This window comes from Achromobacter sp. (genome assembly GCF_057314935.1).
Genome location: NZ_DBHKZA010000069.1, coordinates 13,975 through 35,319 on the forward strand (window position 1 = coordinate 13,975; position 21,345 = coordinate 35,319).

Here is a 21,345-nt window from a genome sequence, read left to right on the forward strand (position 1 = left end):
GCCACCATGTCGGCGCCGATCATGCCGCTGGCGCCGGGCCGGTTGTCGATGACCACCGATTGCCCCAGCTTCTCGGCCAGGGCCGCGGCGACGATGCGGCCCACGATGTCGGTCGGGCCGCCCGGCGGGTAAGGGATGACGACGCGCAACGGCTTGGACGGGTAGCCGGACGCCGCCAGCGCCTGCGCGCCGTGGCTCAGCGACCCCAGGGCGGCGCCCGCCGCGCCGATCAACAACCGCCTTCTCACGACGCTGCGCGGCGCACCGGCTCGGGTGAATGGTTCCATGGTTTGTCTCCCTTGTGTCTTTCTTGTGTTGGCACATCTCAGGATCCGACCGCGATCGCGCCATTGCGCCGCAGTTCGTCAAGCGTCTGCGGTTCCAGCCCCAACATGTCCCGCAAGACGGTTTCGGTGTGGGCGCCCAGGACAGGTGGCGCAGTGCGATAGGCCACGGGCGTGGCCGACAGATGCAGCGGGTTGCCGACCAGGTTGGCGCAACCGGCCTGCGCATCCGGCATCGGCACGCGCATGCCGCGCTGCAGGACTTGCGGGTCGGCGAACACGTCGGCCATGCCGTTGATCGGCCCGCAAGGCACGGCCAACGTTTCCAGCGTGTGCAGCCAGTGCGCGCTGGATTGCTGCGCCATCTGCGCCTGGATCTGCGGGATCAGGGTGTCGCGCGAGGCCAGGCGCGCGGTGTTGGTGGCATAGCGCGCATCGTCGGCAAGGTCGGGGCGGCCGATGGCGCCGCAGAACCGCCGGAATTGCCCGTCGTTGCCCACGGTGACGATGACGTGGCCGTCGCGGGTGGCGAAGTCCTGGTAGGGCACGATGTTGGGATGCGCGTTGCCCAAGCGGTCGGGCGGGTTGCCGCTGGCCAGGTAGTTCATGGCCTGATTGGCCAGCGCGGCGACCTGCACGTCCAGCAGCGCCACGTCGATGTGCTGGCCCTCGCCGGTGCGGTCGCGATGCGCCAGCGCCGCCTGGATGCCGGCGGTGGCGTACAGGCCCGTCAGGATGTCGGTCAGCGCCACCCCCACCTTGAGCGGGCCGGCCCCGGGTTCGCCGTCGCCGCGGCCGGTGATGCTCATCAGGCCGCCCATGCCCTGGATCAGGAAGTCGTAGCCGGGCCGCGCGGCGTAGGGGCCGGTCTGGCCGAAGCCGGTGATGGAGCAGTACACCAGGCCCGGGTGGCGGTCCTTCAGCGTGGCGTAGTCCAGGCCGTAGGCTTGCAGCCCGCCGACCTTGAAGTTCTCGATCAGCACGTCGCACTGCGCCGCCAGCGCCGCCACGAGCCGCTGGCCGTCGGCGGTCGCGATATCGACGGCGACGGATTTCTTGTTGCGGTTGGCGCCCGCGAAATAGGCGGATTGCGCCACCTCGCCCCACTGCGGGTCATGGATCCACGGCGGTCCCCAGCCGCGGGTGTCGTCGCCCTGTCCGGGCCGTTCGATCTTGATGACCTCAGCGCCCAGATCCGCCAGCAGCTGGCTGGCCCAGGGGCCGGCCAGCACGCGTGAAAGGTCCAGCACCCGCAAGTGCGACAGTGCGCCCATCTTCCCCTCCCCCGTTGCCGCCGCGGCGCGGCGCCGCTGTTACTGCAGTTCCACGCGCACCTGCAGCGGCGCCTTGGTGCCCAGCCACACCTGCTGCGCCTGTTCCTTGATCTGGGCGACGCGTTGCGCCACTTCCTCGGCCGTGATGGAGCTGACCGGGTGGGCGATCACGACGGGCTCCAACGCCTTCATGCCCACGGCCTGGCGGGTCAGTTCGGTTTCACGCGCGAACTCGGTGGTGATGATCACCGCGCTGGGCACGCCCAGCCGCTCCAGCGCAATGGAGTCGCGCACGCAGGCCGAGCAGCACGAACCGCAATCGCCGATGGCGGTCAGCACCACGTCGTTCTCGGCGGCGATGCGCTCGATGAGTTCGGGCGCGGCATCCTTGGAGAAGCTGTGTTTGACGTAGTAGTTCACCTGGGCGAAATCGATGTCTTCGCCCAAGGCCGCGGCCGCGCCGCGCAACAGCTTGTTGGCGTTCCACTTGGAGTTGTCGAGAATGCCCAGCCGCAGCCCGGCCAGGCCTTGCTTGCGCGCCGAAACCGGCGCATCGGTGAAGCGCAGCGCGCCGCGCGGGTCGAACACCGCGACTTTTTCCCCATCGTTCATCAACATGTCCTGGCTCCTGGTTGTGGTGTGGGTGCGCCGCGTCAGATGGCGCAGGCGCCGCTTGTGCAATCGCCGCTGTCCGCGCTGGCGCCGTCAATCGCGCGCAGCACCGGCGTGCTCATGTGTCCCCAGCCGGGGATCAGCACGGAAAAGCGGCCGGCTTCGCCACCCATCACGAAGAGATGGATGTGGTCGGGGCTGTGCACGATGGGAATGCGCGTGTCGTCTTCGCGCTTGTAGTACTTGGGCAGGTTGCGGTTGTAGACCTTGCCGTAGCGGTGGCCGTAGGCCAGGTCGATGAAGCGGTTGCCGTGGTTGACGTACAGGTAGTTGCGCACATCCGCGCGCGACCAGCCGTGCTTGCCGATGGTCTGCGCGTGCTCCAGGCCCAGCACCACCGCGATGTGGCCGCCCAGCACCGCGCTGTTGGATGCGATGGTGCTCATGGCCGAGCACATGGTGTCGAGGATGCCTTCGGGGTCGTTCGAGATATGGTTGGTCACGCTGTGCGGCGCTTCGGCCGCCATCGCGAAGACGGTCGAATCCTCGGGCTTGTAGCCGTGTTCCACGTGATACGGCGCCAGCGGGCTTTGCAGCTCGTTCTCGCACACGCAGTAGGTGTATTTGCCCGGATGGCCCAGCGTGCTCTTGTCCAGGTCGCCGGGCCATCCGCCACCTACGTTCAACATGATGAGGCGCAGCGCGCGGCCGATGGTGGCGTTGGCGCGGTTGCCGGAACCGAAGGCGTTGACGCCGCCGTTCATGCCGATCTCGCGGGCGATGGGCCCGTTGACGATCAGCAAGGGCGCGGCCACGTGCGTGGTGGCCTGCACGCCGTTCAGGTTGAACGCCTGGTCGGTCACCGCCTTGACGGCGGCCAGCACCACGGGCGCGTACTCGGGTTTGCAGCCGGCCATCACCATGTTGATGGCCAGCACTTCGCGCGTCAGCTCGCCCCAGCGCGGCGCCACGCGGGCTTCGACGAAGTCGCCGTCGCCGCCCAGCCGCGCGATGACTTCGTCGATCTTTTCGCGGGTCGGCGGCACGACCGGCAACCCGTCGGTAAATCCGCGCTCGTAGTAGTACTCGACCAGGTCCACCCCGGCAGGCACCATGGTGGCGGGCGACGCCGTCGTTTGCAGAACCGCGCTCATCAGAATCTCCTCGTGGCTGTCGGATGACGTTGCAACGAGGATAGAAGTCCTGCGTTATTGATAACAAGGACAATCTATTTCGGTAGATGATTGCGTAAGACGCATAAATGCAAAGCGCCCACATGGGCGGGCGCTTGCCGGGCGGTCGCGGCGAAGGGCTAGGCGCCGATCGACACCAGTTCGGCGCCTTCCGTCACCTGGTCGCCGACGCTGTAGAACACTTCTTCGATCTTGCCGTCGGCCGGCGCCGAGATCGTGTGCTCCATCTTCATGGCTTCCATGACCAGCAGCGGCTGGCCCTTTTCGACCGTGTCGCCCGCCTTGACCGAGATCGAGATGATCTTGCCGGGCATCGGCGCCGTCAGGCCGCCGCCGTGCTCGCCCTGCGTGTCCTGGGCGTGCGCCAAGGGGTCGTAGAGCTCCAGCACGTGCACGCCGCCTTCGCCGAATACATGGGCGCGGTCGGCATGCAAAACGACCGTACCGGCGTTCTCATGGCCTGCCAGCGTGATGCGCAGACCGTAGGCCAGGTTGGGATTGGCGCTGGCGTGGGAACGCCACAGGAAGGGTTGCGCACCCGAGCCGGCATCCAGCGTCCAGGCGCCGCCTTGGCGGGCGACGGTCACGCGGCGCGTTTCACCGTTGTCCACCCACTGCAGATGGCGCTGGTATTGGTTGCCCAGCCGCCAGCCGTCGCGGGCGTCCCAGGGGTCGGACGGGCCCTTGCCGGCGGTTTGCGGGCCGGGTTGGGCCAGGCCCTGGCGCACCAGCACGGCGGCCGAGGCCAGCGCCAGCGTGGCGGCGCTGGCGGCCTGCGGCTCCGGCAGCAGCGTGGCGCGCTGGCGCTCGATCAGACCCGTGTCCAGGTCCGCGGCGGCGAAGGCGCTGTCTTGCATCAGTCGCGACAGGAACGCCACGTTGGTCTGCACACCTACGGCCTGCGTCTGAGCCAGCGCCTGGAGCATGCGGGCGCGGGCCTGGTCGCGATCAGCGCCGTGCACGATCAGCTTGGCGATCATGGGGTCGTAGAACGGGGTGATCGTGTCGCCCGTGCGTACGCCGCCGTCCACGCGGATGTCGCCGTTGGTGAAGGCGGTGTGCGGCGGCAGGCCCAGATAGGCCAGCGTGCCGATCGACGGCAGGAAGCCCTTCTCGGGGTTCTCGGCGTAGATGCGGACCTCGATGGCATGGCCGTTGATGCGCAGGTCCTCCTGGCGCACAGGCAGGGGCTGGCCGGCGGCCACGCGCAACTGCCATTCCACCAGGTCGTGGCCCGTGATCATTTCAGTGACCGGATGCTCCACCTGCAGGCGCGTGTTCATTTCCATGAAGTAGAAGCGGCCGTCCGGCTCGGCGATGAACTCGACGGTGCCCGCGCCCACGTAGCCGACGGCGCGCGCAGCGGCCACCGCTGCTTCGCCCATGGCGCGACGGCGTTCTTCCGTCATGCCGGGCGCCGGCGCTTCCTCGATCACCTTCTGGTGGCGGCGCTGCACCGAGCAGTCGCGCTCGAACAGGTAGACGCAGTTGCCGTGCGTGTCCGCGAACACCTGGATTTCGATGTGGCGCGGCTTTTGCAGATAGCGTTCGATCAGCACGCGGTCGTCGCCGAAGCTGGAGGCGGCTTCGCGTTGGCAGGACGCCAGCGCATCCAGGAACGCGCCGGACGATTCCACCACGCGCATGCCCTTGCCGCCGCCGCCGGCGCTGGCCTTGATCAGCACGGGGTAGCCGATGCCGTCGGCCTGGGTCTTCAGGAATTGCGGGTCCTGGTTGTCGCCGTGATAGCCCGGCACCAGCGGCACGCCGGCTTTCTCCATCAGCGACTTGGCGGCCGATTTGCTGCCCATGGCGGCAATGGCGGACGCGGGCGGGCCGACGAACGAGATGCCGGCCTTTTCAGCGGCTTCGGCGAACGCTTCGTTTTCCGACAGGAAGCCGTAGCCCGGGTGGATCGCGCCCGCGCCGGTGTCGATGGCGGCCTGCAGGATGGCGTCGGCGCGCAGGTAGCTGGCGCGCGGCTCCGGTCCGCCGATGTGCACGGCCTGATCGCAGGCGGCCACGTGGCGCGCGTTGGCGTCCGCGTCCGAATAGACGGCGACGGTGCGGATACCCATGCGTCGGGCGGTGGCGGCGACGCGGCAGGCGATCTCTCCGCGGTTGGCAATCAGCAAAGTGTCGAACATATGTCTCTTCCTGGCAGGAATTCTTCTTGAACTACGGCGCGCCCTGTATTGGCGCGGGCCCGGTCGGGCGCGCGGCGCGCGTGGGAGGGATCACATCCGGAACACGCCGAACTTCGTGTCTTCGATCGGCGCGTTCAGCGCGGCCGACAAGGCCAGGCCCAGCACGCGGCGCGTATCGGCCGGGGCAATGATGCCGTCGTCCCACAGGCGCGCCGTGGCGTAGTAAGGATGGCCTTCGTGCTCGTACTGTTCGCGGATGGGCGCCTTGAAGGCGGCCTCTTCGTCAGCCGACCACTTGCCGCCGCGCGCTTCGATGCCGTCGCGCTTGACCGTGGCCAGCACGCTGGCGGCCTGCTCGCCGCCCATCACCGAGATGCGGGCGTTGGGCCACATGAACAGCATGCGGGGCGAATAGGCGCGGCCGCACATGCCGTAGTTGCCGGCGCCGAACGAGCCGCCGATCAGCACCGTGAATTTCGGCACGGCGGCGGTCGCCACCGCGGTCACCATCTTCGCGCCGTGGCGCGCGATGCCTTCGTTCTCGTACTTGCGGCCCACCATGAAGCCGGTGATGTTCTGCAGGAACACCAGCGGAATCTTGCGCTGCGCGCACAGCTCGATGAAGTGCGCGCCCTTCTGGGCGGACTCGGAAAACAGGATGCCGTTGTTGGCGACGATGCCCACAGGCATGCCCTGGATGTGGGCGAAACCGGTCACCAGCGTGGGGCCGAAGCGCGCCTTGAATTCGTCGAATTCGGAGCCGTCCACGATGCGCGCGATGACTTCGCGCACGTCGTAGGGCTTGCGCGTGTCGGCGGGGATGATGCCGTTCAGTTCGCTGGGATCGAAGCGCGGCTCGCGCACGGGGATCGTGGCCAGCGGCGCGGGCTTCTTGCGGTTCAGGCGGGCGACGGCGTTGCGCGCCAGCTGCAGCGCATGCATGTCGTTGGCGGCCAGGTGGTCCACCACGCCGGACAGGCGCGTGTGCACGTCGCCGCCGCCCAGGTCTTCGGCGCTGACTTCTTCGCCCGTGGCGGCCTTCACCAGCGGCGGGCCGCCCAGGAAGATGGTGCCCTGGTTCTTCACGATGATGGATTCATCGCTCATGGCGGGCACGTAGGCGCCGCCGGCGGTGCACGACCCCATCACCACGGCGATCTGCGAGATGCCCTGCGCGGACATCTGCGCCTGGTTGTAGAAGATGCGGCCGAAGTGCTCGCGGTCGGGGAACACTTCGTCCTGCTGCGGCAGGTTGGCGCCGCCCGAGTCCACCAGGTACACGCAAGGCAGGTGGTTCTGCGCGGCGATTTCTTGGGCGCGCAGGTGCTTCTTGACCGTCATCGGGTAGTACGTGCCGCCCTTGACGGTCGCGTCGTTGCAGACGATGACGCATTCGGTGCCCGACACGCGGCCGATGCCGGTGATGACGCCTGCGCCCGGCGCGTCGCCGTCGTACATGCCGTGCGCCGCCATCGGCGACAGTTCCAGGAACGGCGTGCCCGGATCGATCAGATTCTCGACGCGGTCGCGCGGCAGCAGCTTGCCGCGCGCCACGTGCTTGGCGCGCGCGGCTTCGCTGCCGCCCAGCGCGGTCTGCGCCAGTTTCTGATTCAGGTCATCCAGCTGCGCCTGCATGGCACGCGCGTTGTCGGTGAAGTCCTGCGACCGCGGATTGATGCGGGATTCGATGATGGGCATGGGGTTCCACCCGTCCTGCTTGATTGGAATTTGAAGGCGCTCGTGGAGCGGTTTGTCTCGCTGCCCGGTGTGCCGGGCATTCTTGTCGATCTGGGTTTTCGTTGCGCCTTTCGCGACACGGCCCGCGACGGACCCGTCGCGTCCGGAAGCCATGCAGGAAAGGCGCAGCGAAAAGCCATCCTGGGAGGCAGACGCCTGTCCGCCTCCCAGGCGTTTGCTTAGACCATCTCGATGGCCATCGCGACGGCTTCGCCGCCGCCGATGCACAGCGTGGCGACGCCGCGCTTGCCGCCAGTCTTGCGCAGCGCGCCGACCAGCGTGGCCATCAGGCGGGCGCCCGATGCGCCGATCGGGTGACCCAGGGCGGTGGCGCCGCCGTTGACGTTGACCTTTTCATGCGGCAGCTTGAAGTCGGTCATGGCGGCCATGGTGACCACCGCGAACGCTTCGTTGATCTCGTACAGGTCCACGTCCTCGGCCTTCCAGCCGGTCTTGGCGAACAGGTTCTTCAGCGCGCCGACGGGGGCGGTCGTGAACCAGCCCGGTTCCTGCGAGTGCTGGCTGTGGGCCACGATGCGGGCCAGCGGCTTGACGCCGAGCTTCTCGGCGGTGGAGGCGCGCATCAGCACCATGGCGGCGGCGCCGTCGGAGATCGACGACGAGTTGGCGGCGGTGATGGTGCCGTCCTTCTTGAACGCGGGCTTGAGCGTGGGGATCTTCTCCGGCATGGCCTTGGTGGGGGCTTCGTCGGTGTCGATCACGGTGTCGCCCTTGCGGCCGGCGACGGTCACGGGGGCGATTTCCCACTTGAAGCTGCCGTCTTCCGTGGCGGCGCGTGCGCGGCGCAGCGATTCCAGCGAGAACGCGTCCTGCTGCTCGCGCGTGAATTCGTATTTGGCGGCGCAGTCTTCGGCGAACACGCCCATGGCCTTGCCCTTGTCGTAGGCGTCTTCCAGGCCGTCCAGCGCCATGTGGTCATACACGGTGTTGTGGCCGAAGCGGTAGCCCTGGCGGGCCTTCAACAACAGGTAGGGCGCGTTGCTCATGCTTTCCTGGCCGCCTGCGACGACGACTTCGGCGCTGCCGGCCGCCAGCAGGTCATGGCCGAACATGGCGGCCTTCAGGCCCGAACCGCACACCTTGTGGATCGTGGTGCACGCCACGCCCAGCGGCAGGCCGGCGCCCAGCGCCGCCTGGCGCGCGGGCGCCTGGCCTTGGCCGGCTTGCAGCACGTTGCCCATGATGACTTCATCGACTTGCTCGGGCTTGATGCCGGCGCGTTCGATGGCGGCCTTGATGGCCACCGCGCCCAGTTCGTGCGCGGCCAGGCCGGACAGGCTGCCCAGCATGCCGCCCATGGGCGTGCGGGCGATGGAAACGATAACGATGGGATCTGACATGACTAGCTCCTGTGAGGGTCGGGACAGCGTCTGGGTATCGGCACTGCGCGGTTGCCCGAAGGGCGTTCCGGACGCAGGCGTCTGTCCGTATCGTAAGGGAAAAATTCTTCAATCCGGCCCTGCGCCACCTGAGCGCGGCAGGCCTGCCACCAATCGGGTTCCAGCAGGTCGGCGTGGTGGCGCATGAAGGCGCCGCGCACGCGCGCGTCGCCAAGCAGGAAGCGGCCGAATTCTTCGGGGAATACGTCGTTCGGTCCAATGGCGTACCAGGGTTCGGACGCCATTTCCGCTTCTTCGTTGGGGGCCGGCGGGATGCGCCGGAAGTTCATTTCGGTCATGCGCTGGATTTCGTCGTAGTCATAAAAGACGACCCGGCCCAATCGCGTGACGCCGAAGTTCTTGTAAAGCATGTCGCCGGGGAAGATATTGGCGGCGGCCAGTTGCCGGATCGCGTCGCCGTACTCGCGCACGGCAGGTTCCAGCAGCGCGTCGGACGCCTGGCGCAGATAGATGTTCAGCGGCGTCATCCGCCGTTCGATGTAGACATGGCGGATGACGACGGTGTCCCCGGTTTCTTCGATCAGGCTGGGCACCAGACGGCGCAGTTCGTCCAGCAAGGCGGGCGCGAAACGGCTGCGCGGCAGCGCCACCTGCGAATACTCCCAGGTGTCGGCCATGCGGCCCACGCGGTCGTGCAGCTTCACCATCTGGTACTTGCGGCGCACGGTGGCGTGGTCCATGCCGTCTTTGTCGATGCGGTCCTTGATCAGCTTGAACACGTACGGGTAGGACGGCAGCGTGAACACGCACATCACCATGCCCTTGATGCCGGGCGCGATGTCGAAGGCGTCGCGCGAGTGGGCCAGGTGGTGCAGGAAGTCGCGGTAGAACAGCGTCTTGCCCTGCTTTTGCAGGCCGATCATCGTGTAGAGCTCGGCCTTGGGCTTGCGCGGCAGCAGCGTCGCCAGGAAGTTCACGACCGCGGCCGGCGTTTCCATGTCCACCAGGAAATAGGCGCGGGTGAAGCTGAACAGCGTGCTCAGGTCGTCCGCGCCCAGCAGCAGCGCGTCCAGCGTCACCTGCCCGGCCGGATTGCGCGTCAGCGCCACGGCGAAGGGGTAGACGGTGGTCTGATTGATCAGGCGGCCGACGATGTAGGCGCCCTTGTTGCGAAAGAACAGCGAACCCAGCGCATGGACCTGGCAATCGCTGGCGATGCGCCGCCCGACGTGGCGCGGCAACAGCGTGCGCAGTTGCGCGACGGCGGCACGCGCCAACATGCGGGTGTCGCGCGGCAGGTCTTCGAACGGCAGCGCCAGGCCGAAGTCGGCCACCATGCGGATCAGGCTTTTTTCCAGCCCGTCGGTGGCCGGGTAGTACACGCGGTACGACGGCGTGCTGCTGTCCAGGTAGTCGGTCGCGACCGCCGGACGCACGAAGAGGAAATCGTTGTGGAAATAGTCGCGGTGCAGCAGCCGGCACGACACCGAATTGAAGAAGGTCTCGGCGCACTCCGGCTGGCGATGGTCGCCCAGCAGGCCGACGAATTCCTGCTTGATCTGCTGCCAGTAGGCGGTCTGGGCGTCGGTCAGGGCCGGGGCCTCGGCGCCGTTGGCACCGTTGGTGCCGTTGGTGCCATTCGCACCCGTTCCGCCGTTCTTGGCCGAGGCGCCCAGCGCGCCCTCCGGACGGCCGCGCAGCACGCCTTCCAATTGGGTGGCGCATTCACGCACCCGCATGTCGTAGTACTCGATGCGTTCGCGCGACAGGTGCTGGATGCCGTGCCAGTCGCCGGATTCGAACAGGGCCTTGGCGCGCTGCGCGCTGTAGCGAAACAGCGCGTAGTGGCGGTCGAACCCCGCCAGGATCAGCCGCGCGACGTCCAGCGGCGAGGGCCCCGGGGCGGGGGCCTGCTCGATATGCTGGACATCGGACATGCGGATCATGATGGGGCCCGGACGTCGGATCAGGCGGTTTCGTTGAACAGTTCGCGGCCGATCAGCATGCGGCGGATCTCGCTGGTGCCGGCGCCGATCTCGTACAGTTTGGCGTCGCGCCACAGGCGGCCCACCGGGTATTCGTTGATGTAGCCGTTGCCGCCCAGGATCTGCACGCCTTCGCCCGCCATCCAGGTGGCTTTTTCGGCCGTGTACAGGATCAGCGCGGCGCAGTCCTTGCGGACCTGGCGCACGTGCTCCGTGCCCAATTTATCCAGGTTCTTGCCCACCTGGTAGCAGAAGGCGCGACTGGCCTGCAGCGTGGTGTACAGGTCGGCCACCTTGCCCTGGATCAGCTGGAATTCGCCGATGGCCTGGCCGAACTGCTTGCGGTCATGGATATAGGGGACGACGACGTCCATCACGGCCTGCATGATGCCCAGGGGGCCGCCGGACAGCACGGCGCGCTCATAGTCCAGGCCGCTCATCAGCACGCGTACGCCGCCGTTGACCTGGCCCAGCACGTTTTCTTCGGGAATCTCGCAGTCCTGGAACACGAGTTCGCCCGTGTGGCTGCCGCGCATGCCCAGCTTGTCCAGCTTTTGCGCAACCGAGAACCCTTTGAAACCTTTCTCCACCAGGAAGGCGGTGATGCCGCGCTGGTGCGCTTCGGGGTCGGTCTTGGCGTAGACGACCAGCGTGTCGGCGTCCGGGCCGTTGGTGATCCACATCTTGGTGCCGTTCAGCACGTAGCGGTCGCCCTTCTTTTCGGCGCGCAGCTTCATGCTGACCACGTCCGACCCGGCGCCCGGCTCGCTCATGGCCAGGGCGCCCACGTGTTCGCCGGAAATCAGCTTGGGCAGGTACTTGGCCTTCTGGGCCGCCGTGCCGTTACGGTTGATCTGGTTCACGCACAGGTTGGAGTGCGCGCCGTAGGACAGGCCCACGGAGGCGCTGGCGCGCGAGATCTCTTCCATCACCACCATGTGGGCCAGGTAGCCCATGTTGGCGCCGCCGTATTCCTCGTCGGCCGTCATGCCCAGCACGCCGAGTTCGCCGAATTTGCGCCAGAGGTCCATGGGGAACTGGTCGCTGCGATCGACTTCTGCCGCGCGGGGCGCGATCTCGGCCTGCGCGAAATTGCGCACGGCGTCGCGCAGCATGTCCAGGTCTTCGCCCAGGTCGAAGTTCAGGCCAGGAAGATTCATCGATGTCTCCGTGATAGTGGGTACTTACATTCTTATGGGCGCCTACCATCGGCGCAATGCCGTCATCGGAGGCTCATCATGCGCCGATCACGCATCGCTGCGCAATGATGCACCGCAAATATTACGTTTACGTAAACGTAAATTGGAGTCGGGTTATCCCTAGGAAATTGCATGTTTCCCAGGGAGCAACGCTGATTACTATTCGACCCTGTCCCTGAAATCCCGCGTCATTGCCTCGGAGTCTGCCGTGCTCGAACTATCCCATCTGGACGAAATTGTGGCGCTGCGGCGCGATATCCACATGCATCCCGAGCTCTGCTACGAAGAGCACCGGACGGCCAAGGTGGTGGCGGACGCGCTGCGCGGCTGGGGCATTGAAACGCACACCGGCATCGCCAAGACCGGCGTGGTCGGGGTGATCAAGCACGGCACGTCGGACCGGGCCATCATGCTGCGCGCCGACATGGACGCCCTGCCCATGCAGGAAGAAAACCAGTTCGAACACCGGTCGCGCCATGACGGCAAGATGCACGGCTGTGGCCACGACGGCCACACCGCCATGCTGCTGGCGGCGGCCCGGCACCTGCAGACCGCGGGCGGCTTCGACGGCACGGTGTACCTGTGCTTCCAGCCGGCCGAGGAAGGCGGCGCGGGTGGGCGCGCCATGATCCAGGACGGCCTGTTCACGCGCTTTCCCTGCGAAGCCGTGTTCGGCATGCACAACTGGCCGGGCCTGCCGGCGGGCGCCTTCGGCGTGTGCGCCGGCCCCATGATGGCGGCCGCCAACGGCTTCAAGATCACGGTCAAGGGCAAGGGCGGCCATGCCGCCGCGCCCCAGGATTGCGCCGACCCGGTGCCGGCGCTGTTCGCCATCGGCCAGTCGCTGCAGACCATCCTTACCCGCAGCAAGCGTCCGCTGGACGCCGCCGTGCTGTCCATCACGCAGGTGCAAGCGGGCGGCAGCGTCATCAACGTCATTCCGAACACCGCCTGGCTGGGCGGCTCGGTGCGCGCCTACAGCACGGACGTGGTGGACCTGATCGAACGCCGCATGAACGAGATCGCCGGCAATATCGCCGCCGCGCATGGCTGCGAGGCCGACGTGTTTTTCGAGCGACGCTATCCGGCGCTGGTCAACACCGCGGCCGAGACCGAGTTCTGCATGGGCGTCATGCGCGACGTGGTCGGCGAAGACCGCGCGCTGACCATTGAGCCCGCGATGGCATCGGAAGATTTCGCCTTCTTGCTGCAGGAAAAGCCGGGCTGCTACGTGTTCCTGGGCAACGGCGACGGCGAGCACCGCATGGCTGGCCACGGCCTGGGCCCCTGCATGCTGCACAACGCCAGCTATGACTTCAATGACGCTTTGATTCCGGCGGGCGCGTCGTACTGGGTTCGCCTGGCACAACGCTATCTGACGGCCTGACCGCCGCGCCCGCTTGATGTGTTTCCCGTTTCACGCTTTACCCAACGCAGTGCTACGCAACATCACTAGGACGATATGAAAAAGAAGACATTGCTGGTCAAGGCCGCGGGGGCGGCCCTGGCCATCGTGGCAAGCGGCGCCATGGCCCAAAGCTGGCCGCCCGCCAAGCCGGTGACCCTGGTCGTGCCCTACACCGCCGGCGGCAGCGCCGACGCGATCGGGCGCCGATTGGGCGACGTGTTGCGCAAGGAAGCCAACATCACCGTCATCGTGGAAAACAAGCCGGGCGCCGGCGCCTCGGTGGGCACGGACTTCGTCGCCCGCGCGCAGCCGGACGGCACCACCTTGCTGCTGGCCTCGACCAGCCCGCTGACGATCTTCCCGCATCTGGCCAAGACCAATTACGACCCGATGAAGGACCTGACGCCGGTGGCCAGCATCGCCGTGGCGCCGGTCGCCATCGTGGCGACCAAGGCGTTGCCGGTGAAAGACTTTGCCGGCCTGGTCGAATACGCCAAGTCGCACCCTGAAGGCGTGCGCTATGGCACGCCGGGCCAGGGCACCGTCGCCCACATCGGCATGGCCGCTGTCACCACGCAGACCGGCACCAAGATGCTGCACGTGCCTTACCGCGGCAACAGCCAGGCGCTGACCGACGGCCTGGGCGGCGTGGTCGAGCTGCTTGTCGTCAACAGCGACGTCGTGCTGCCGCACGTGGCCAATGGCGCGCTCAAGCCGTTGGCGGTGATGGCGCCGCAACGCCTGGCCGCCTGGCCGGACGTGCCCACGATGGCCGAACTGAAGCTGCCGCAGGCGCAGTATTACTCCAACTTCGGCGTGTTCGCGCCCGCCAACCTGCCGCCGGCGGTGTCGCAGCCGCTGCTGGCCGCGTTGAACAAGGCGGTTGCCAGCGCTGATTTCCAGGACCTGCTGGCCAAGTCCTACCTGCAGCCGGGCACGGCATCCGGCGAGGCATTCGCCAAGCAGGTGCAGGCCGAGTTCACCAACAACGCCCGCCTCATCAAGGAAGGCAACATCAAGGCGGAGTGATCCCGGCCGAAAAGGCAAAGCGCGCGGGCCTTGCGGGTCCGCGCGCGTCGTTGGGTCGATGACGCGACGGATGCTGTTGTCTACGTGCCCCGGGGCCCGAACATGATCACCAGCATGCCGGCCAGGCACAGGCCCACGCCGATCCAGTCGCTGGCGCTGGGGCGCACGCCGTCCACGGCCCACAGCCAGATCAACGCCATCCCGATATACACGCCGCCATAGGCCGCGTAGACGCGCCCGGATGCCGTCGGATGCAAGGTCAGCAGCCACGCGAACAGCGCCAGGCTTGCCGCCGCGGGCGCCAGCAGCCAGATGGAATGGCCCTTGCGCAGCCATAGATACGGGAGATAGCAGCCGACGATTTCGGCCAGCGCGGTCAGGATGAACAGCGCGACGGTCTGCAGGGCGCCCATGTCCGCGCCCTACGGCTTCTGCGCCAGCAGCGCGCGGCATTCGCGTTCTTGCTGGGCGATCTCTTGCAGGGTGTCTTCGATGTCGCGGCGCTGCTGCTCCAGCGTGGCGCGATGCTGTTCCAGTACGCTCAGGTATTGACGCAGCTGGACTTCGGTGTCCCCCGGACCGTCATACATGTCGATCAGGGTCAGGATTTCGGACAGTTGCAGCCCCAGGCGCTTGCCGCGCAACGCCAGTTTCAGGCGCGTGCGGTCGCGCGGGCCGAAGATGCGGTTGCGCCCTTCGCGCGCCGGGCTGACGATCCCCTGGTCTTCATAGAAGCGGATCGTGCGGGGCGTGACGTCGAACTCGCGGGAGAGTTCAGAGATGGTCCAGGTTGACGAGGGCATGCGACGTGTGGCAGTTTACGTAAACGTAAATTATGATGACTTGACGGTAACGTCAAGCGTGGAGCGAGAGGCAATGAACCCCAACGAACAGAAACTGCAGTACCCCTGGGCGGACTTCCAGCCCGAAGCCGGTCATGCGCATGTGGTGACGGACGGGGTCAAATGGATCCGGATGCCGCTGCCGTTCGCGCTGGATCATATCAACCTCTGGCTGCTGCGCGACAACATCGACGGCCGCGACGGCTGGACCATCGTCGACTGTGGCATCTCGCGCGACGAGGTCAAGGCGCTGTGGGAAGACGTCTTCAAGAATGAGCTGGAAGGCCTGCCCGTGCTGCGCGTGATCGTCACGCACATGCACCCCGACCATATCGGCCTGGCCCACTGGCTGTGCGAACGCTGGGACGCGCGGCTGTGGATGACCATGACGGACTTCATGGTGGCGTCCTTGTGGTCGTCGCGCCGCACCGAAGCCGGGGGCGGCCCTGGCGGTCAGTCGGCCGTCGAGCACTTCGCCCGCCATGGGCTGACCGACCCGGACGCGCAAGAACAGATCAGACAGCGCGCCAACTATTTCCCGAACCTCGTGCCGGCCGTGCCCGCGCGCTACACGCGCATCATGCACGGCGACCAGATCCGCATCGGCGAGCGCGACTGGCGCGTGATCGTGGGCTATGGCCACGCGCCGGAACATGCGTCGCTGCATTCGCCCGGCCTGAATGTGCTGATTTCGGGCGACATGGTGCTGCCGCGCATCTCCACCAACGTGAGCGTGTTCGACTACGAACCCGACGCCAACCCGCTGCCCCTGTACCTGCGTTCGCTGGACGGCTACGACGGCCTGCCCGACGACACCCTGGTGCTGCCTTCGCACGGCCGTCCCTTCACGGGCCTGCACGAACGCATCGCGCAGCAGCACGAGCATCACCGCGACCGTCTGGCTGAGGTCCTGGAAGCGTGCGCCGTGCAGCCGCAGTCGACGTCCGACATCGTGCCCGTGCTGTTCAAGCGCAAGCTGGACCTGCACCAGCTGACCTTCGCGATGGGCGAGGCGCTGGCGCATCTGCACGCGCTGTATTTCGAAGGCAAGCTGAAACGCGCCACCGGCGCCGACGGCATCGTCCGCTTCACCGCCGCCTGATTGCGGGGTTGGATGGGTTGCGCACCGACCGTGCGCAGCCCGTCACCGCGTCGCGGTCGCCAGCCGTACGGCCAGGCCCACGAACACCAGGGCGGCGATGCGGTTCAGCCAGCGCTTGGCCGTCACCGAGCGTTGCAGCAGTTCGCCGAACGCGCCCGAGAAGAACGCGATGGCGCCGAACACCAGCAAGGTCGCCACCATGAACACGGCGCCCAGCTGCAGGGTCTGGAGGCCGATGGGCCCCAGCGCCGGCGAGGTGAACTGCGGCAGGAACGCGAAGAAGAACAGCAGCACCTTCGGATTGGTCAGGTTCATGACGATGCCGCGGCGATACAGCGCGCCGGGCTTGAGCGGTTCGGGCCGCTTGCCGTTTTCCGATGCAACCGGCGCGCGCAGGATCTGCCACGCCAGGTAGGCCAGATAGGCGGCGCCGGCCAGTTTCAGCACCGTGAACGCCACGGGCGACGCCGCGAACACCGCGGCCAGGCCGAACGCCACGGCGGCCGTGTGGCCCAGCAGGCCAGTGCACAACCCCAGTACCACCAGCATGCCCGCCTTGCGTCCCCAGATGGCCGACTGCATCAGCACGAACAGGTTGTCGGGTCCCGGTGTCAGGGACAGCAGGACGGCAATGCCGAAAAACGCGATCAGGGTATCGAGGGGCAGCATGGATTTCGCCTGGAACGGGAAGGCTCCGGTCAGCCGGAGAATGGCATCATAAGGGGAAAATCCACCGGCCCGACGCGCCGATACCCGGAGAGAGACACGAGATGGCCGTAAACGCCCCGCAGGATCCGCACGCCCGCGATGACAACGACACCCGCCCCGACGACGCCACGCTGGAAGCCTGGCTGCGGGCCCGCCACAGTTGCCGCGCTTTCCTGCCCGCGCCGGTGCCTCGTCCCACGATCGAACGCATCCTGACGCTCGCGCAGCGCACGGCGTCCTGGTGCAACTGCCAGCCCTGGCAGGTGGCGATCACCGAAGGCGCCGGCACCGAACGCCTGCGCGCGGCGCTGCAAGCGCGGGCGGAACAGGCGGGCGTCACCCCCGGCTTCACCCCGGACTTCCCCTTCCCCCGCGAATACCGCGACGAGTATCTGGCGCGCCGCCGCGAATCGGGCTTCCAGCTGTATGGCGCCGTGGGCGTGGCGCGCGGCGACCGCGAGGCCTACCGCCGCCAGGAAATGCGCAACTTCCGGCTGTTCGACGCACCGCACGTGGCCATCATCACGACCGACGAGGCCTTGGGCGAATACGGCGCGATGGACTGCGGCGGCTACGTGGCGAACTTCCTGCTGGCGGCCCAGGCCAACGGCGTCGCGACCGTGGCGCAGGCGTCGCTGGCGATGTATCCCGAGGTGCTGCGTGACGTGCTGGGCATCGGCGCGGGCCGCCGCGTCGTCTGCGGCATTTCCTTCGGCTACGCCGATGCCGCGCATCCCGCCAACAGCTATCGCACCAACCGCGCCGAGCTGCCGGAGGCCGTCTCCTGGGTCACGGCCTAGGGACAGGCGGCCGCGCGCCTGATATGGTTCACCCTGTCCGCCTTTGTTCCGGCCCCGTCCATTCCGGCCTTGTTCATTCTTAAGCGCTCCCCCTGAAGATGACCACCAAACACATCGATACGGTTTTGCAGCACGCGGGCACCGCCCCGTTCCACCCTGAAACCGGCACGGCGCCGGTGCCGCTGCCGCCCATGCGCGCCAGCACGGTCCGCTTCGAGAACCTGGCCGCGCTGGAGCAGGCGCAACGCACCAAGGCGGCCGGCGGTCGCGCCACCACCTATGGCCGCATGGGCATGGACACCCATGCCGCGCTGGAAGAGGTCTTCACGCAGCTGGAAGGCGGCACGCATTGCTATCTGGCGTCTTCGGGCCTGTCGGCGATGACGATGGTCATGATGGCGCTCTGCTCGGCGGGCGACCACGCGCTGATCTCCGACTGCGTGTACGGCCCGATGCGCGAACTGGACGATGCCGTGCTCAAGCGCATGAACATCGACATCACCTACTTCTCGGCCGACGAAGACCTGGAAGCGCTGGTGCAGCCGAATACCAAGCTGCTGTATGTGGAGTCGCCCGGTTCGCTGCTGTTCGAAATGCTGGACATGGGCGCGATGGCCGCGTTCGCCCAAGACCACGGCCTGGTGCTGGCGACCGACAACACGTGGGGCTCGGGCTACATCTACCGCCCGCTGACGCTGGGCGCGCAGGTCTCGGTGATTGCCGGCACCAAGTACGTGGGCGGCCACTCCGACCTGATGCTGGGGGCGGTGGTCACCAACGACGAAGCCATCGCCAAGAAGCTGAACCGCACGCAATACGCGATGGGCTATTCCATCAGTGCCGACGACGCCTGGCTGGCGCTGCGCGGCGTGCGCACCATGCCGATCCGCATGGCCCAGCACGCGCGCCACGCGTTGCAGGTGTGCGAATTCTTCAAGGGCCGTCCCGAAACCGTGCGCCTGTTCCATCCTGCCTGGCCGGCGGACCCGGGCCATGCGCTCTGGCAGCGCGATTGCACCGGCTCCAACGGCATGCTGTCGGTGGAACTGCGCCTGTCGCCCGCGGCGGCACGTACCTTCGTAGACGCGCTGACCTTGTTCGGCATCGGCTTTTCCTGGGGCGGCTACGAAAGCCTGGTGCAGCTCGTGTCGTCCAAGGACCTGTCCCACCATCGCTATTGGGGCGAAGGCGACAACGCGTTGGTCCGCCTGCACATCGGCCTGGAATCGCCGGAAGACATCATCGCCGACCTGACCCAGGCGCTGGAAAAAGCTGCGGCGGTACGCGAGTAACGCCGCAGCCCGCGGCATGGCAGCCTGATGGCACGGCATCGCGCAACGCGCGCGACGCCGTGCGCTCAGACCGCCGTGGCGCGGATCCAGGCGCCGATGCGCGCGGCGATGTCGTCGCTGTTGTCGTCCATCATCGGCATGTGGGAATTTCCCGCGATGCCCTGCTCCGCCAGCCGCCACACGTCCACCCGTGCGCCATGGCGCGCCAGCGAGTCCGCATAGTCCTGGCCGGCGGCGCACAGGCGCTGCCACAACGGCGTGGCATCCAGATAGTCGCCATAGACGAACAGGAACGGCTTGTCCGTCACGGCGGCGGTGACCACGTCGCTGGAAAAGCCCGAGGGCTCGATGCCGATCACGCCCCGCACCAGGTCCGGCCGCGCATGCAGCGCCCGGTAGGCCACTTCGCCGCCATGGCTGTGCGCCAGCACCAGGCACGGGCCAACGCGGTCCAGCACGGCGCAAAAGCCCCGCAACGCTGCATCGTTGTTGCCCAGCCAGCGCGGCACCGCGTGGCGGATGAAGTCGTCGAACGCGTCGACGGGGAAACGCTGCCCGGCGAACGCGCGCCGCGCCTCGAAATCCTCGGCGCGTCCGAAGCGGAACAGTGACCAGCTTTCTTCCGCGTTGCGGATGATGGGCGGCTCGGGCCAGACCTGCTGGAACGGGGCCCAGCCGGCGCGCCCGCGTTCCACGTTGTCCACCACATACACCGCATGGCCCTGGCGCAGCAAATGCTGCATCCACCCTGCCCGGCCGTCGGGCGTCTGTTCCCACATGGCGCCCGTCATGCCGCCGCCGTGCAGCAGCACCACGGGCAGCGGATGGGACGGCCGGGCCGGAATGAAATACTGCACGTAGGCCTGCTCGAAGTGGTAGAGGCCGTTCGGGTCGTACGCCAGCGACGCGGTTTGCGTGAAGGCGATGTCGCGCTGCGGCAGGCCGGCCACGCGCACGGGTTTGCCGCCCGCGTAGAAGCTGCCGAAGTCCGCCAGCGCGACGGGCTCCGAGACGGACGGCGACCCGGCCGGCTTCATTGCTTGACCAGCGGGCATTGGCTTTCCGACAGCGGCCAGGCCAGCGTGTCGCCGGGGATGGTGCGCACGATGTTGTAGTAGTCCCACGGCGCCTTGGACTGCTCGGGCGTCTTCACCTGCGCCAGCATCATGTCGCGCACCACCAGCCCGTCCTCGCGGATACGCGCATTCAGGCTGAAGGGATCGTCGATGGGCAGCGCCTTCATCTTCGCCATCACGGCATCCGAATCCGCGGTGCCGGCGGCCTTCACCGCCTGCAGGTAATGCCGCACCGAGCTGTAGACGCCCGCCTGCAGGAAGGTGGGCGGACGGCCCACGCGCGCTTCGAACTTCTTGGTGAAGGCGCGCGTGCCATCGTTCATGTCCCAATACGACGGCACGGTCAGATAGGTCTTCTGCGCCGCTTGCAGGCCCAGGCTGTGCACGTCCGTGATCAGCAGCAGCATGGCGGCCAGTTGCTGCGTGCCGCCGATGCCGAATTCCGCGGCCTGCTTGATGGCCGAAATGGTGTCGCCGCCTGCATTCGCGATGGCGATGATCTGTGCCTTGGAGCCTTGCGCCTGAAGCAGGAAGGACGCGAAGTCGGAGGCGTTCAGCGGGTGGAACACCGTGCCCACCACTTCGCCGCCATTGGCTTTGACGACGGTTTCGGTGTCCGCCGCCAGTTGCTTGCCGAAGGCGTAGTCGGAGGCCAGGATGAACCAGCGCTTGTTGCCTTCCTTGACGACGGCGGTGGCCGTGCCGCGCGACAGCGCATAGGTGGTGTACGTCCACTGCACGCCATACGGCGAGCATTGCGCCTGAGACAGCGCGGTGGTGCCGGGGCTGGAGAACAGCACCAGCTTCTTCTTTTCGCGCGCAATGCCCTGCACGGCCAGCGCGACGGACGAATTGGGCACGTCCACCACCACGTCCACGCCGTCGGTGTCGTACCACTTGCGGACCATGCTGCTGCCGATGTCGGGGCGATGCTGGTGGTCGCCCGACACCAGTGAAATGGGTTTGCCCAGCACCGTGCCCCCCATTTCCTCGATGGCCAGGCGGGCGGCTTCCACGGACCCCTTGCCCGTGGCGTCGGCGGTGACGCCCGCCATGTCCGTCAGGACGCCGATCTTCACGCCGTCGGCCGTGCTGGCGTGCGCGGCAACGGGGCCGAGCGCCAGGCACAGGCCCACGGCCAATGCCGCGCGGTTGCGCAGGAATTGCTGTTTCATTTGTCTTCCACCCATTTGATGCCGTCGTCGCGGCGAATTTTTGTGGCGAAAGTGTAGCGCCGGCGTTCAGAGGCCGGGCGCTGTTGAAACATCTTCCCCGAAAAGAAAACGCCCCGGCCAT

The 21,345-nt window shown here is 67.2% G+C and carries 19 protein-coding genes; 5 read left to right on the plus strand and 14 right to left on the minus strand.

The window, feature by feature from the left end:
• The 9 genes from ACO6D5_RS22485 to ACO6D5_RS22525 all read right to left on the minus strand — a co-directional run.
• Nucleotides 1–287, minus strand: a 287-nt coding sequence (locus tag ACO6D5_RS22485) for a Bug family tripartite tricarboxylate transporter substrate binding protein (RefSeq protein WP_485826597.1), incomplete at its 3' end; no start/stop codon positions are given.
• 38 nt (nt 288–325) lie between these two features.
• On the minus strand, nt 326–1,558 hold the full coding sequence (locus ACO6D5_RS22490) for a CaiB/BaiF CoA transferase family protein (RefSeq protein WP_485826598.1): 1,233 nt from the start codon (nt 1,556–1,558) through the stop codon (nt 326–328).
• Between the two features lie 39 nt (nt 1,559–1,597).
• Nucleotides 1,598–2,176 carry a UGSC family (seleno)protein gene (locus tag ACO6D5_RS22495; RefSeq protein WP_315844523.1) on the minus strand — a complete coding sequence of 193 codons (579 nt, stop codon included), beginning with the start codon at nt 2,174–2,176 and terminating at the stop codon, nt 1,598–1,600.
• Nucleotides 2,177–2,211: 35 nt separating this feature from the next.
• Nucleotides 2,212–3,324 (minus strand): hypothetical protein, encoded by a 1,113-nt coding sequence (locus ACO6D5_RS22500; RefSeq protein WP_485826599.1) that lies wholly within the window; start codon nt 3,322–3,324, stop codon nt 2,212–2,214.
• 158 nt (nt 3,325–3,482) lie between these two features.
• Complete coding sequence (locus ACO6D5_RS22505; RefSeq protein ID WP_315844525.1) at nt 3,483–5,510, minus strand: ATP-binding protein; 2,028 nt, start codon at nt 5,508–5,510, stop codon at nt 3,483–3,485.
• 90 nt (nt 5,511–5,600) lie between these two features.
• Complete coding sequence (locus ACO6D5_RS22510) at nt 5,601–7,208, minus strand: carboxyl transferase domain-containing protein (RefSeq protein ID WP_088589804.1); 1,608 nt, start codon at nt 7,206–7,208, stop codon at nt 5,601–5,603.
• A 218-nt stretch (nt 7,209–7,426) separates the two neighbouring features.
• Nucleotides 7,427–8,608 carry an acetyl-CoA C-acetyltransferase gene (locus ACO6D5_RS22515; RefSeq protein WP_088589803.1) on the minus strand — a complete coding sequence of 394 codons (1,182 nt, stop codon included), beginning with the start codon at nt 8,606–8,608 and terminating at the stop codon, nt 7,427–7,429.
• Between the two features lie 2 nt (nt 8,609–8,610).
• Nucleotides 8,611–10,554 carry a bifunctional isocitrate dehydrogenase kinase/phosphatase gene (aceK, locus tag ACO6D5_RS22520; RefSeq protein WP_485826600.1) on the minus strand — a complete coding sequence of 648 codons (1,944 nt, stop codon included), beginning with the start codon at nt 10,552–10,554 and terminating at the stop codon, nt 8,611–8,613.
• Between the two features lie 20 nt (nt 10,555–10,574).
• Nucleotides 10,575–11,753: an isovaleryl-CoA dehydrogenase gene (locus tag ACO6D5_RS22525; protein ID WP_169272777.1), complete on the minus strand. Its 1,179-nt coding sequence runs from the start codon at nt 11,751–11,753 to the stop codon at nt 10,575–10,577.
• A gap of 247 nt (nt 11,754–12,000) precedes the next feature.
• Here ACO6D5_RS22525 and ACO6D5_RS22530 point away from each other — a divergent pair, with 247 nt between their 5' ends.
• Complete coding sequence (locus tag ACO6D5_RS22530; RefSeq protein ID WP_485826601.1) at nt 12,001–13,179, plus strand: M20 aminoacylase family protein; 1,179 nt, start codon at nt 12,001–12,003, stop codon at nt 13,177–13,179.
• A gap of 75 nt (nt 13,180–13,254) precedes the next feature.
• Nucleotides 13,255–14,229, plus strand: coding sequence for a tripartite tricarboxylate transporter substrate binding protein (locus tag ACO6D5_RS22535; RefSeq protein WP_315844527.1), 975 nt, complete (start codon nt 13,255–13,257; stop codon nt 14,227–14,229).
• Nucleotides 14,230–14,309: 80 nt separating this feature from the next.
• Here ACO6D5_RS22535 and ACO6D5_RS22540 read toward each other — a convergent pair whose 3' ends face one another.
• A complete protein-coding gene (locus ACO6D5_RS22540) occupies nt 14,310–14,642 on the minus strand; it encodes a YnfA family protein (RefSeq protein WP_315844528.1) in 333 nt (110 codons plus the stop codon).
• Between the two features lie 9 nt (nt 14,643–14,651).
• Entirely contained in the window at nt 14,652–15,032 is a 381-nt protein-coding gene (locus ACO6D5_RS22545; protein ID WP_006226120.1) for a MerR family transcriptional regulator, read from the minus strand.
• Nucleotides 15,033–15,105: 73 nt separating this feature from the next.
• Here ACO6D5_RS22545 and ACO6D5_RS22550 point away from each other — a divergent pair, with 73 nt between their 5' ends.
• On the plus strand, nt 15,106–16,173 hold the full coding sequence (locus tag ACO6D5_RS22550) for an MBL fold metallo-hydrolase (RefSeq protein ID WP_315844529.1): 1,068 nt from the start codon (nt 15,106–15,108) through the stop codon (nt 16,171–16,173).
• 42 nt (nt 16,174–16,215) lie between these two features.
• Here the strand turns inward: ACO6D5_RS22550 and ACO6D5_RS22555 are convergent, their stop codons facing one another.
• A complete protein-coding gene (locus ACO6D5_RS22555; protein ID WP_315844530.1) occupies nt 16,216–16,842 on the minus strand; it encodes a LysE family transporter in 627 nt (208 codons plus the stop codon).
• Nucleotides 16,843–16,943: 101 nt separating this feature from the next.
• On the opposite strand from ACO6D5_RS22555, the gene ACO6D5_RS22560 reads away from it, so the two are divergent.
• Both ACO6D5_RS22560 and metC read left to right on the plus strand, forming a co-directional pair.
• Nucleotides 16,944–17,681 carry a nitroreductase gene (locus ACO6D5_RS22560; protein WP_485826602.1) on the plus strand — a complete coding sequence of 246 codons (738 nt, stop codon included), beginning with the start codon at nt 16,944–16,946 and terminating at the stop codon, nt 17,679–17,681.
• A gap of 98 nt (nt 17,682–17,779) precedes the next feature.
• The gene (gene metC / locus ACO6D5_RS22565) at nt 17,780–18,973 is read left to right on the plus strand and encodes a cystathionine beta-lyase (protein WP_315139602.1); all 1,194 of its coding nucleotides are present in this window, start codon (nt 17,780–17,782) and stop codon (nt 18,971–18,973) included.
• 65 nt (nt 18,974–19,038) lie between these two features.
• Here metC and ACO6D5_RS22570 read toward each other — a convergent pair whose 3' ends face one another.
• The gene (locus ACO6D5_RS22570; RefSeq protein WP_485826603.1) at nt 19,039–20,028 is read right to left on the minus strand and encodes an alpha/beta hydrolase; all 990 of its coding nucleotides are present in this window, start codon (nt 20,026–20,028) and stop codon (nt 19,039–19,041) included.
• The gene (locus ACO6D5_RS22575; protein ID WP_485826604.1) at nt 20,007–21,224 is read right to left on the minus strand and encodes an ABC transporter substrate-binding protein; all 1,218 of its coding nucleotides are present in this window, start codon (nt 21,222–21,224) and stop codon (nt 20,007–20,009) included. Before ACO6D5_RS22575 ends, ACO6D5_RS22570 begins: the two co-directional genes overlap by 22 nt.
• Nucleotides 21,225–21,345: the final 121 nt, after the last annotated feature.